This window comes from Mycobacterium sp. (assembly GCF_035697385.1).
In the GTDB taxonomy this organism is placed as follows: Bacteria; Actinomycetota; Actinomycetes; order Mycobacteriales; family Mycobacteriaceae; genus Mycobacterium.
In genome coordinates, this window is the sequence record NZ_DASSCY010000364.1 from 1 (window position 1) to 9,967 (window position 9,967).

At 65.1% G+C, this 9,967-nt stretch carries 15 protein-coding genes; 5 read left to right on the forward strand and 10 right to left on the reverse strand.

Annotation, left to right across the window (positions count from 1 at the left end):
• From VFH65_RS30150 to VFH65_RS30165, 4 genes are all read right to left on the reverse strand, one after another.
• Positions 1-356, reverse strand: a 356-nt coding sequence (locus tag VFH65_RS30150) for a hypothetical protein (RefSeq protein ID WP_353326919.1), incomplete at its 3' end; no start/stop codon positions are given.
• Positions 357-443: 87 nt separating this feature from the next.
• Positions 444-1,121 (reverse strand): IF2 family translation initiation factor, encoded by a 678-nt coding sequence (locus VFH65_RS30155; protein ID WP_353326921.1) that lies wholly within the window; start codon positions 1,119-1,121, stop codon positions 444-446.
• Between the two features lie 26 nt (positions 1,122-1,147).
• Positions 1,148-1,705, reverse strand: a complete 558-nt coding sequence (locus VFH65_RS30160) for a CsbD family protein (protein ID WP_353326922.1) — start codon at positions 1,703-1,705, stop codon at positions 1,148-1,150.
• Between the two features lie 92 nt (positions 1,706-1,797).
• Positions 1,798-3,156 carry a WS/DGAT/MGAT family O-acyltransferase gene (locus VFH65_RS30165; RefSeq protein WP_353326944.1) on the reverse strand — a complete coding sequence of 453 codons (1,359 nt, stop codon included), beginning with the start codon at positions 3,154-3,156 and terminating at the stop codon, positions 1,798-1,800.
• 163 nt (positions 3,157-3,319) lie between these two features.
• On the opposite strand from VFH65_RS30165, the gene VFH65_RS30170 reads away from it, so the two are divergent.
• Positions 3,320-3,544 (forward strand): acyl carrier protein, encoded by a 225-nt coding sequence (locus VFH65_RS30170; protein WP_353326924.1) that lies wholly within the window; start codon positions 3,320-3,322, stop codon positions 3,542-3,544.
• A 27-nt stretch (positions 3,545-3,571) separates the two neighbouring features.
• Here VFH65_RS30170 and VFH65_RS30175 read toward each other — a convergent pair whose 3' ends face one another.
• The 3 genes from VFH65_RS30175 to VFH65_RS30185 form a co-directional block, all read right to left on the reverse strand.
• On the reverse strand, positions 3,572-4,216 hold the full coding sequence (locus tag VFH65_RS30175; protein WP_353326926.1) for a dihydrofolate reductase family protein: 645 nt from the start codon (positions 4,214-4,216) through the stop codon (positions 3,572-3,574).
• Positions 4,217-4,328: 112 nt separating this feature from the next.
• Complete coding sequence (locus tag VFH65_RS30180; RefSeq protein ID WP_353326928.1) at positions 4,329-4,526, reverse strand: hypothetical protein; 198 nt, start codon at positions 4,524-4,526, stop codon at positions 4,329-4,331.
• A gap of 65 nt (positions 4,527-4,591) precedes the next feature.
• On the reverse strand, positions 4,592-6,949 hold the full coding sequence (locus VFH65_RS30185) for a Tex family protein (RefSeq protein WP_353326930.1): 2,358 nt from the start codon (positions 6,947-6,949) through the stop codon (positions 4,592-4,594).
• Between the two features lie 143 nt (positions 6,950-7,092).
• Here VFH65_RS30185 and VFH65_RS30190 point away from each other — a divergent pair, with 143 nt between their 5' ends.
• Positions 7,093-7,608, forward strand: coding sequence for a GrpB family protein (locus VFH65_RS30190; RefSeq protein ID WP_353326932.1), 516 nt, complete (start codon positions 7,093-7,095; stop codon positions 7,606-7,608).
• On the opposite strand, the gene VFH65_RS30195 is transcribed toward VFH65_RS30190, so the two are convergent.
• Positions 7,605-7,772 (reverse strand): hypothetical protein, encoded by a 168-nt coding sequence (locus VFH65_RS30195; RefSeq protein ID WP_353326933.1) that lies wholly within the window; start codon positions 7,770-7,772, stop codon positions 7,605-7,607. The genes VFH65_RS30190 and VFH65_RS30195 overlap by 4 nt on opposite strands.
• Before the next feature lie 51 nt (positions 7,773-7,823).
• Here VFH65_RS30195 and VFH65_RS30200 point away from each other — a divergent pair, with 51 nt between their 5' ends.
• Genes VFH65_RS30200 through VFH65_RS30210 form a run of 3 tightly spaced genes read left to right on the forward strand, consistent with a single transcriptional unit; the run spans position 7,824 to position 8,571 of the window.
• Positions 7,824-7,949, forward strand: coding sequence for a hypothetical protein (locus tag VFH65_RS30200; protein ID WP_353326935.1), 126 nt, complete (start codon positions 7,824-7,826; stop codon positions 7,947-7,949).
• Between the two features lie 57 nt (positions 7,950-8,006).
• The gene (locus VFH65_RS30205; RefSeq protein WP_353326936.1) at positions 8,007-8,237 is read left to right on the forward strand and encodes a ribbon-helix-helix domain-containing protein; all 231 of its coding nucleotides are present in this window, start codon (positions 8,007-8,009) and stop codon (positions 8,235-8,237) included.
• Positions 8,221-8,571, forward strand: a complete 351-nt coding sequence (locus VFH65_RS30210) for a type II toxin-antitoxin system PemK/MazF family toxin (RefSeq protein WP_353326938.1) — start codon at positions 8,221-8,223, stop codon at positions 8,569-8,571. Before VFH65_RS30205 ends, VFH65_RS30210 begins: the two co-directional genes overlap by 17 nt.
• A 77-nt stretch (positions 8,572-8,648) precedes the next feature.
• Here VFH65_RS30210 and VFH65_RS30215 read toward each other — a convergent pair whose 3' ends face one another.
• Together VFH65_RS30215 and VFH65_RS30220 are read right to left on the reverse strand one after the other, a co-directional pair.
• Entirely contained in the window at positions 8,649-9,386 is a 738-nt protein-coding gene (locus VFH65_RS30215) for an SDR family NAD(P)-dependent oxidoreductase (protein WP_353326940.1), read from the reverse strand.
• Positions 9,379-9,897, reverse strand: a complete 519-nt coding sequence (locus VFH65_RS30220) for a MarR family winged helix-turn-helix transcriptional regulator (RefSeq protein ID WP_353326942.1) — start codon at positions 9,895-9,897, stop codon at positions 9,379-9,381. The genes VFH65_RS30215 and VFH65_RS30220 overlap by 8 nt, the downstream gene beginning before the upstream one ends.
• Positions 9,898-9,967: the final 70 nt, after the last annotated feature.

Below are 9,967 nucleotides of genomic sequence, written 5' to 3' on the forward strand. Positions count from 1 at the left end.
GCGCTGACCACCAAGGAGCTCGCCGTCACCATGTAGGTGATGCCGTCGTTCTCGGCGACATACGCGCCGTCCTCGGACTGCGATGCGGACACGATCAACTTGGCGCCATCGCGCAGCCGCACGCCCCGGTAGGTGTACTCACCCTCCGGCGACTTGCAGATCGCCACGCGCGATGTCGCTGTGCTGCCGAACGCGACCGCCACATCGGGCGTGGTGCAGCGGGCTGTGGAATCGACGTAGCCCTGGTCGTCGGCGGTGGGGGCGGCCACCGCCGAAGTCACCCCGACGCCGAGCAGCGCCGAACACGCCGCCGCGGCGACGATCACTCGGGTGGCGGATCGCCCGTCAAATGACATCACCGTCAACCACACCACGGCTGCACCCGGTTCGCGGGCGTCGTCGCCGAGTCACAACGAAATCGTTAGGTCCCTGAAACCAGCGCCTCAGACGTCCTTGCTGCGCGCAGCCTGGCGGGTTTGCTTCTCGGTCTCGGCCAGCTTCTCAACTCGGTCGGCCTGCGAGCGCTTGCGTTCCGCGTCGGCGCGTTTCTCCTTGGCATCCTTGAGTGTCGCGTTGGCGGCTGCGGTGGCGCTTTGCTCCTGCGCGCGAATCTTCGCCTGTTCGTCCCGTTTGACTGCTTCAGCGGTCTTCTTACGCTGGGCTGCGACTTCGTCGGCCCGCTTCTTCCCGGCGACAATGCGCTTCTCAGCGTTGTCCACGGCGGCGCGCTTGCGGTCTTGAGCGCTTTCACGCGCTTGTTTGACCTCGCGCTTTGTCTCGGCGACCGCGTCTTCGCGATCCTCGACAGCCTTCTCGCGGGTGGCCTCCAGGTCAGCGTCGGCCGCCTTGATGTTCTTGTTGGCAGCCGCGTCGAGCGCAGCCGCTCGGCGAAGCGCGTCGCTGCGCTCGAGCAGCGCGGTACCCCGCTGCTCCAGCTCTGGGGCGCCCAGTGCGTTCCCGACGGTCACGTCGAGCATTCCCAGGGAACGTTCATAGAACAGCCGGGCGGGCGCCTCGGAATCCATGCGAGCGACTACCTGCTCTTCAATCAGCTGCAGCGGAAACCGGGCGAGCTGGTACTGAAATCGCATGACTGCGAACGGGACATCGGTGATGTTCATTGCTAACTCCTGTTTCTTGCCGGCGCTCAGGGCAGGTCGGCTTCGTTGGTCAGACTGTCGGCCTGCCGTCTGATCCGATCGGCTTCGGCCCGGGCTTGGGCTGACTCGCGCACCGCGTCGCGGTGATCGTCGTGGGCGTCGCCGATCTGCTCGTCGGCGGCGCGGACTTCTGCGCGCTCCTCGGCTTTCGCCTGCTGCATCTTGCGCTGGGCGTCGAGTTCGGCCCGAGTCTGATCCTCGGCGAGGTCCCGGTGTGCAGCCTGCTCGGTGGCCCGCTTCTGAGCCGCCTGCTGGGCGTGAATCGAATCCTTGCGGGCAGCCGTCTCGGCTTCCACGGCGATTCGCTCTTCGGCACCCGCCAGCTTGGCTTCGGTCGCGTCGGCTTGCGCTTGGGCCGCCTCGGCCTCGGCCACTGCCTCTACGGCGTTGGCCTCTTTGCGCTCCTTGGCTTCGGTCTGCTCGAGTTGTCCCTCGGTAGTCAGCGAGTCGTTGCCGGTGATGGCGCCGACGACTTCCTTGGCCTTGCCTTTCACGGAGTCGATCAGTCCCTCACGGGCCTCGTCCGCTTTGCTTCGTTCAGTCATAACAGTCCCCTCTTCGTCCGTTGCAGACAGATTCCACCGATACGGAAGTCCAAACCTCGATGTGGTCTGCACCACGGGCCCGCGACCCGGCTTCAGGCGCCGACCGCTCGTTCAAGATCCTTCAGCGACGTCTCCAGATGGCCGAGCAGACGCTGCAAGTGCGGGACGCTGCGGCGGCAGCCCACCAGACCGAAGTCGAGGTTGTCGGCGTTGTTGGTCACGGTGATATTGACCGCCTGACCGTCGAGCGCGATCGATAGCGGGTAGTTGCCGTCCAATCGGGCACCACGCCAATAGCGCGGTTCGGCGCGACCCGCTGACACGTTGGAGATGACGATGTTGAACGGCGGAGTGCCAGCGGACAGATAGCCGGGGATCAAACCGAAGACCAGTCCGCCAATGTTGAACGCGGACAACGCCAGTTGCTGCACCTGCGGCAGTTGGTTGAATACGTTCTTGGTGTCGCGAAGCGACGTGCTGATGGTTTCGAGCCGCCTGGCCGCGTCCTCCACGTCCGTCGCCAAATTGCACAGGAACGTGCCGACCAAGTTGCCGCCGCGGTCGTCGTCGTCCTTGCGCAGATTCACCGGCACCATCGCGATGAGCGGATCATCAGGCAGAGCATCCTGCTCGAGGAGGTAAGCACGCAGCGCACCGGCCGACATAGCGAGCACAACGTCGTTGACGGTCACCCCGGCCGCTGACTTGACGGCTTTGATGCGGTCAAGGGACCAGGATTGGGCGGCGACCCGGCGCGCGCCGCCGATGCGCACGTTGAACATCGTGCGGGGCGCGCGGAACGGCAGCGTCAGTTGCTGTTCGACCAGCGCCGCCCGGGCCAACTTCACGGTAGACGGCGCCAGCGCGGCCACCGAGCCGGCCGCGCCGCCCAGCTGTGCCACCAGCGACGGCCGTTTCGACTGCTGTCGACGGTTACGAGGGCCGAGGCTCCACGGCACGCGGACCTCCTCGTCGTCCGGGTCCGGACTGTAGGCGCGTTGCATCAGCCGCATCGCCGAGACGCCGTCCATGAGTGCGTGGTGGAACTTCGTGTAGACGGCGTATCGCCCGTCGTGCAGACCCTCCACGATGTGCGCCTCCCACAGCGGCCGGTGGCGGTCGAGCAGGGTGCCGTGCAGCCGGGAAACCAGCTCGAGCAGGTCACGGACTTTTCCAGGCCGGGGTAATGCGGAGCGTCGAAGGTGATAGTCCAGCTCCACCTCCTTGTCGAAGGACCACGCCACATTGGTGACACCGCCGAAGAAAGCTGGACGTTTGCGGTAGGTGGGCTGGACGTCGGTGCAGGCCAGCATGGCCTCGTAGGACTCGCGGACAAAGTCCGGACCGGCGCCGTCGGGAGGTTGGAAAAGCTGCAGAGACCCCACATGCATGGGGTGTTCGCGTGACTCCCCGATCAGGAACAGCGCATCGGTTGGCGATATCGGCTCCATGGAGTAGTCCTCGTTTCTCGCAGCCGTGCCGGCCATCGGACACGTAATGATCGTGTATCCAACGGCCGGCACCGTCACACGTTTTGACGGAAGTGCGGCCTGTTTGGCCAGCCCTGCGGCGAGTACGTCTGCCACCAGGTGACCATTCCCAACGGAGACAGACGTGGCTACAGGTGAAACCGGATTCGACGACGTGACGTTCGATCTCACTTCTGTGCAGTACCACTCACTGAAGGCGGGGCACGACTATGGCCAATATGTGCGTGATGCCGAGAACGCCGGAAGGGACGACGTCGCAGCATTTTTCAAGGAGGTCATGGCTCAGGATTCCGAGCGGGCACATCGGTGCTATGAGTTTCTGCGCCAACTGGAAGGCGCCTCGAGCTAACGGGGCAACGTTTCCTAGACGCCTGGGTCATCGCCAGAACAGGTGGTGTATGACGCCACTTGGGCTGGGCACGACCTCATGGTGGAACCGGTCGTCCAGCTCATCGGGCGACTCCCACAGGCGCGCCCCGGCTCCGATCTCGACCTTCGGCGAGACCGCCACATGCAGGGTGTCGACAAGATCAGCGTCGAGGAACTCCCGGATCGTGGTCGCACCGCCACCGAGCCGGACGTCCTTGCCCTGCGCGGCCTCCCGCGCCTGCTCGAGGACGGTGGCGGGGTCACCGTTGACGAAGTGGAACGTGGTGTCGGACAGGGTGAATGACGGACGCTCGTGGTGCGTCATGACGAATACCGGGGTACGGAACGGCGGCTCGTCGCCCCACCAGCCTTTCCATTCGTAGTCTTGCCACGGGCCGCGCAGTGGGCTGAACTTGTTGCGGCCCATGATCTCGGCGCCGATGTTGTGGGCGAAGTCCCGTGTGAAGTAGTCGTCGAGGCCCCGACTTCCGCCCGGGTCGGTGCGGTTGGGCCAGCTCGCAGTGGCGCCCGCCCACGCGAACATGTCACCGGGGTCGGCGTCGCCGAACGGCCGCTCGAAGCTCTGGTTCTCACCCGCACCGAAACCGTCGCGCGAGACGCCGAAATTCTGAACTCTGACAAGCTGGGCCACGCGTTCCTCCTGGGTCGTCGACAGATACTGATTGGACTCCGCGAATGGACCTAACTCATCGCCGACGCACGGACGCTTTGTCGGCGACCCGATCCTTACACCGCGGCTATCTCTACCGCGGCGCGCAGTCCGGCGACAAAGCCTTCCGGTTGCTCCCAGGCGGAGAAGTGCCCGCGGTGCCACGCTCCCAGCCGGTGCCCTCCGGCAGCCTGACACGGTTGGTCGCGTGTAGGCGGCGGCGCAGATCGTCGAGTACGGCCTCTTCAACAAGGGGTGGCTTCGCCGTCAGATCGTCCGTCTTAGTACTCATGACCTCAGCCTCGCAGTCATAGCGGACAGGTCCGGTCCTAAGACTTACGCGCTGCGCGGATGTGGTTACCTCCCGAAGCCCGCGTCACGCAAGGCCTGCGCCATCGAGCCTGCGGATTCGTTGGACGGTTGGCGGCCAGAATCCTTGCCACGGGCAGGATTTGACCGTTGCCCTCGGCCGCCGCCATCACGACGCGGCGCATCCTTGCGGTCCGCCGGCTTGCCACGACCACTTTGTGGCGTGTCGTTGAGACGCAGACTCAGCCCGATGCGCTGGCGTTCCACGTCGACCTCCATCACCTTGACCCGCACCACTTGGCCGGACCGCACCACCTCGTGCGGGTCGGAGACAAAGCGGTCAGCCATCGCCGAGACGTGGACAAGGCCGTCCTGATGGACACCCACGTCGACGAAGGCACCGAAAGCCGCGACGTTCGTGACCACACCTTCGAGCACCATGCCCGCCTTCAAGTCCGCAACCTTTTCCACGCCGGCGGCGAACGTGGCCGTTGAGAATGCGGGCCGCGGATCACGTCCGGGCTTCTCGAGTTCAGCGAGAATATCGGTGACGGTGGGGATGCCGAATCGATCATCGGCGAAGTCAGCGGGGCGCAGCGACCGCAATTGCCGATCGTTGCCGATGAGTTCGGCGAGCGTGACTCCCGAACGATCCAAAATTCGCCGCACCACCGGGTATGTCTCCGGGTGAACACCGGACGCATCGAGGGGATCGTCGCCGCCACGGATCCGCAGGAACCCGGCACATTGTTCGAATGCCTTGGGGCCCAAGCGCGGAACGCCCAATAGCGCCTTTCGGTTGCGAAACGCTCCGGTCTCGTCGCGATAGGCGACGATGGCCTCGGCCAACGACTCCGAGACCCCGGACACCCGCGCCAGCAGCGGGACCGACGCCGTGTTCAGGTCGACGCCCACCGCGTTGACAGCGTCCTCGACCACAGCGTCGAGGCTGCGGGCCAGCGTCCCCGGCGTCACATCGTGCTGGTACTGCCCGACGCCGATCGACTTCGGCTCGATCTTCACCAGTTCGGCCAGCGGATCCTGCAGCCGCCGGGCAATCGACACCGCACCGCGCAACGTCACGTCGAGGCTGGGCAGCTCGCGCGCCGCATACGCCGAGGCCGAGTACACCGACGCGCCGGCTTCGCTCACCATCGCCTTCGCCGGGGCATCGGCACCCGAGGCCCGGATATCGGCGATGAGTTCGGCGGCCAGCGCGTCCGTCTCACGCGACGCCGTGCCGTTACCGACAGCGATCAGCTCGACGCGGTGGCGAGCGACGAGTGCCGCCAGAGTTGCCTTGGCCGAATCCCATTGCTTCTGTGGTTGATGCGGGAAAATCGCACAGGTGTCGACGACTTTGCCGGTCGCGTCCACCACAGCCACCTTGACACCGGTCCGGAAGCCGGGATCCAGGCCGAGTGTCGTGCGGGCGCCCGCCGGTGCGGCGAGCAGAAGGTCTTTGAGGTTCTTCGCGAACACCGCGACTGCGTCCACCTCGGCACGTTGTCGCAACCGGATGCGCGCGTCGATCCCAGCGGAAACCATCAACTTGGTGCGCCACGCCCACCGCACGGTGGCGGCCAGCCACGGTGTCGCCGCGGCGCTCGACCCAGTGTCGATACCGAGAGCCTGGGCGATCATGGCCTGATACACCTCGTCATCACCGCCGTCGAAGGTCATCGCGAGGGCTTGTTCCTTCTCGCCACGCATGACCGCAAGCACGCGGTGTGAGGGCATCTTCTCCAGCGGCTCGGAGAACTCGAAGTAGTCGCGAAACTTCTGCGCTGCAGGAGTTTTGGCGACCTCTTCCGACCACGGCTTCGTTTGCAACGATCCGTCGTGCCAGAACTTCTCACGGACGGCGCCGACGAGTTCGGCGTCTTCGGCCGCGCGCTCGACAAGGATGTGCCGCGCCCCCTCCAGTGCTGCCGCGGCGTCGGCAACGCCGTCGCACAGAAAGTCCGCGGCCACCTCCTCCGGCACGAGCGTGGGGGCGGCGAGCAGTCGATCGGCCAGCGGCTCCAGCCCAGCTTCGCGGGCGATCTGTGCCTTGGTCCGCCGCTTGGGTTTGTACGGCAGATAAATGTCCTCGACACGTGCCTTGGTGTCCGCCGACATCAGCGCGGCCCTCAACTCGTCGGTGAGCTTGCCCTGCTCCTCGATGGAGGCCAGCACAGCCGCGCGACGGTCGTCGAGCTCCCGCAGATACCCGAGGCGCTCCTCGAGTGTCCGCAGCTGGCCGTCATCGAGGCTTCCGGTGACCTCCTTGCGGTACCGGGCGATGAACGGAACCGTCGCGCCCTCGTCGAGCAGCCGAACGGCAGCCGCGACTTGGGCTGCCCCTACCCCGAGTTCCTCAGCAATACGGGCATTTACAGGCTTGACGGTTGCGCTCGCAGTCACCCGCAGGACCCTACCGAAGGCCGAGCGAGGTGTTCGCGAGCGTGCGGTTTGATACGCCGCGACCGGCGTGTCGCGTACGACACCGCACACTCGGCCCAGTTTTCGCTCACTTCGTGGTGTCCGGCGGTCGCTAGGTTGGGGTGATGGCCGACATGCCAGTTCAGATCGTCGAGTACGACGCTCGTTGGCAGGAGAAGTTCGCACAGCAGCGCGATCTGTTGTCCCCGGCGTTGAGCAGGTGGCTGGCGGCTCCGATCGAGCATGTGGGATCGACCTCGGTCACGGGTCTGGCATCCAAACCAATCATCGATATCCTCGCCCCCGTCACATCCCTCGCGGATGCACAGGGGGCGGTGCCGCTTTTGCAAGCCGCGGGTTGGCTCTTCTGGCCCACTGATCCGAATCGATCCTGGCGCTTGTGGTTTCTGCGTCCACGCCCGGAAGCGCGGACACACCACCTGCATCTCATCGAGCACGACGACCCTCACAGCCAAGAGTTGCGCATCTTCCGCGACCTGCTGCGATCCCAACCCGAGTTGCGTCAGCGCTACGAACTACTCAAATACGAACTCGCCCAGACGCACCGAGACGATCGCGAGGCTTACTCCGCGGCCAAGCGGCACTTCGTGAAGACTGCGCTGCGTGGGGCACGGGATTAGCGCTTCAGCGCACCCTCGAGGAAAACCGCCACCACGGCGTCCGCGGCCTGCTCGGGCGTCACCGTCTCAGTGATGGTCAGTAGTTGCGCGCGCGCGATCAGTGCCGAGTACATCTCGAACAGCGTGTCGCCGGGCAGGTCTGTCCGTAACTCACCGTCGCGCACGCCGCGCGCGATGAGTTCGCGAATGGGCTTGATCGCCCGATTCTTGGCGGCGTGTTCGCGGTGTTCGTCGTCTCGGCTGATGACGGCGGCGTACTTGGCGCCGGCGCGCTGAAGGTCCAGCTGTCGGCAGACGAGCTGGGCCGGCTCTCAGATCTATCGAAACAGTTCACCAGCTAGTTCCGATCAGCTGTCAATGGAATCCTACTACTGGTAGTACCGAGGTAGGATCCAAGTGTGAAACTTAGCGTGAGTCTCTCCGACGAAGATGTCGAGGTGCTTGACCGGTACGTCGAGCGAGTTGGCTTGTCGTCACGCTCCGCAGGTGTTCAGCGCGCGATCCGCATGCTGCGCTATCCAGCGCTTGAAGACGACTATGACGATGCTTGGTCGGAATGGACCTCCGCCGGCGAGGAAGAGGCGTGGGAGAATGTCGCCAGCGACGGACTCGGTGATGCTGCGCGGTGACATCTGGCAGGTGGACTTCGAGCCCGCACAGGGTAGCGAAACCATCAAGCAGCGACCTGCGGTCATCGTCAGCAATGATCGAGCCAACGCGACGGCACTCCGCCTTGGGCGCGGCGTCATCACAGTCGTGCCAGTGACAAGCAACGTCGCCAAGATCTATCCATTCCAAGTGTTCTTGTCGGCCGCCACGACTGGTCTCATCGTCGATTCCAAGGCGCAGGCCGAACAGATAAGGTCCGTTGCAATGGAGCGGCTGGGACGTCGAATGGGCCGACTCTCTCCCGCTCAACTAACAGAACTCGATCAGGCGCTGCGCCTTCATCTCGAGTTGTGACCGGCGACGGTGTGCCACGGTCCGTCGCGGATCGGTTTCTTTCTTCTTTCATCAGGGAATGGGGGTTGCCCGCGCGGCTACTCGCCACCGGCAATCCGGATTGTCTGACCGGTGATCCACCCGCTGTCGGGTGATGCGAGGAAGCGCACGACCTTTGAGATGTCCTCAGGGGTGCCCATTCGACCGAACGGGAACTGCAGCGATCCGCCACCGGCCTCGTAGAACGGGGTGTACTCGGCCGACATGTCTGACTCCGTACCGCCAGGGGCAATGGCGTTGATCGTGATACCTCGAGCGGCGAGGTCAAGTGCAAGGCACTTGACCATCCCCTCGACGGCGGCCTTGGAGCCGCTGTACACGGCGTGTTGCCGAAACGGCGTGGTAGCGCTCACCGAGGAAGTACACACAATCCGGCCGCCGTCGCCCATGACCCGGGTGGCCTCTTGAACGGCCAGGAACTGCCCCCGGGTGTTGACCGCGAACACGCGGTCAAATTCCTCAGCGGTCACCGTGCCCAGCTCGCCGAAGTGCTCGATTCCTGCGTTACTGCAAAGAATATCGATGCCGCCCAACGCGTCGGCTGCCGACGTCACGAGCCCCTCGATCGCGCTGGGATCACCAACGTCTGCCGCGATGGCGTACGCCTCGCCGCCGATCTGCTCAATCTCCTGGACGACGCCCAACGCCGCGTCGGCGCTATGCGCATAGTTGACCACCACTCGTGCGCCACCCTGTGCGAGCGCGAGCGCCTCGGCCCGCCCGATGCCGCGCCCGCCACCGGTCACCACCGCGCGACGGCCCTTCAACTCACTCATCGTCATCCACCTTTGTCTCGTTCGCTGCACTTGAGCTGACCTCGATCCCACGCACGCGGGGGATCGGCGCCCCCGAACCCATCGCCACCAGTTGCAACAGTTCCCGCAGCCGGTCGCGGTCGGCGGGCTCGATGAGCGCCAGCGCGCGCGCGTCGACGCCCGCGGTGAGCGTCTGGGCAAGGCGGGCAAGCTCGCGGCCGTCGTCGGTGATCCGCAATTCGATCGCCCTGCCGCGTGCTGGGCGGTCCCCGCGCAAGACGAGCTCGCGTCGTTGCAGGTTGGCCAACGCCGACGCCATCGACTGCGGGGTCACCCCGCCGAGGCGGCTCAGCTCGGCGGTGGACAGGCCAGCGTCGCCCTCCACCAGGTCCAGATGCACCAACACGCCCAGCTGCACCTGCGTCAAGCCGACCGGCCGCAGCGCCTGCTCGATCTGCTGCATGAGGGTGCCCGACACCATGCGGACGAGGTAGGCGATCCGATTAGCCGGATCTATCGATCGCTCTGTCATGACGGTAACGCTATAGCAGATTTCTGTGAAGAAATCTGTGATTATCCTGGACGGCGCAGTTGGACCGGAA